General features: G+C 71.4%; 1 protein-coding gene and 1 pseudogene. Both read right to left on the reverse strand.

Translation table 11 applies throughout. From position 1 onward, the window contains the following. Positions 1-340, reverse strand: a pseudogene (locus G6017_RS06760) (hypothetical protein); the annotation flags it as partial. Between the two features lie 106 nt (positions 341-446). Next, positions 447-1,665, reverse strand: a 1,219-nt coding sequence (locus G6017_RS06765) for a glycosyltransferase 87 family protein (protein ID WP_182616598.1), incomplete at its 5' end; no start/stop codon positions are given.

Raw genomic sequence — 1,665 nt, forward strand, 5'->3', positions numbered from 1 at the left:
CCACGGACCCCGCGCCGACAGAACCACCACCGGCGGAGCCCGCGCCGAGCGAACCCGCCCCCACGGACCCCGCCGCCAGGGCACCGGCCCCACCCGCGAAGACGTTCCACACCCCGCGGCCGCCCGCGTCCGAGTAGACCGCCTGGGCGTCAGTACCCACATCGGTCACCACGCGGTCGGCGACCCCGTCGAGGTCCGAGTCCCACAGTGCGTCGTCGGCGTACCCGTCGCCGTCGAAATCCAGCCACAGCGCGTCCGCGGCACCGGTCCCGAGGGCGAGTTCGGGCGCACCCTGCCATTGCGTCGGCTCACCGACGCCGTCTCCGAAGAAGTAGTCCATGCCCGGAATGGTGTCGCGGACGGCCGGGCCGGACCAGTGCCGAACGGCGATCTGTGGACAACCGATCCGCTCTCCACAGAGCCGCCCCTGACCTTGACGGACTCGGTCAGCGGGTGCCGCCGCGCACGAGGAGCGCCGGCGTGTCCGGATCGCCGTACCGGTCGGGGTCGCCGAGCCGGGCGGCCCGGACGCCGACGACGACGAGGAAGGCCACCGCCCAGACGAGGTAGGCGTCACCCACCAGGTGCTGGATCGGCCCCCACGCGAGCTCACGCCCCTCGTCGTGGGGGAACCACCACTGCGGTGTGGTCAGGAAGACCACGATGCCGGACCCGGCCAGGACGAGCCAGCCGCGCTCGTCGTCGTCGTCCCTCCCGGCGGCGCGTGCCGCCCACACCACCGTGAGCACGACGGCCGGCACGGACCACACCCAGTGGTGTCCCCAGGACACCGGCGAGCAGAACAGGGCGACGAACCCCACCGCGACCGCGGCGGCGACCTCGTGGCCGCGACGCAGCAACCGCCACGCCACCCAGGCGATACCGAGTCCCACCAGGGCGGACACCACGAACCACGCCACCGTCGCCGCCGTGTCCTCCAGACCCAGGCGGTGCACGAGCCCGTTGACCGACTGATTGGACGTGAAGGACAACCCGCCGATACGGGCGGGATCCCGGATGGCGAACGACCAGTAGCGGGCCGAATCGTCCGGGGTCAACAGGTGTCCGATGCCGGTGAAGGCCAGGGCGGCGAGGACCGCCGTCCCCAGGCCCCGCCAGTCGCGACGCAGCGCGAAGTACAGCAGGAACACCGCGGGGGTGAGCTTGATCGACATCGCAAGACCGGTGAGGCTCCCACCCCACCAGCGGCCCCGGCCGCGGATGACGTCGACCAACACCAACGCCATGAGGAACACGTTGACCTGACCGAACCCGATCGTCTCCCGCACCGGGCCGAACCACAGAGCCACGGCCATCACGGCGACCGTGATCCACCACAGCTCGCGGGTCGGGCGATCACAGGTGCGCGTGAGGACGAGCTGCACCACGTAGGCGAGCACCGCGATGGTGGCCAGCGTGATGATGACCGACGCCGCGGCCAGCGGGACGAGCGTGAACACCGAGAAGATCTGCGCTGACAGCGGGGGATAGGTGAAGGGGAGCATGTCACCCCGCGCGAGCTGGGGGAGCTCGCCGTAGAGCTCGCCTCCGTCGCGGAAGACCTGCCCGCCGACCCGGTACACGTCCAGGTCGATGCGGTACGGGGGGATCTGCTGGAGGCCCGGGATGCCGATCGTGTGGAGCAACGTGCCGACCAGCGCCAGG

The organism is Dietzia sp. B44, assembly GCF_014145245.1.
GTDB lineage: Bacteria > Actinomycetota > Actinomycetes > Mycobacteriales > Mycobacteriaceae > Dietzia > Dietzia natronolimnaea.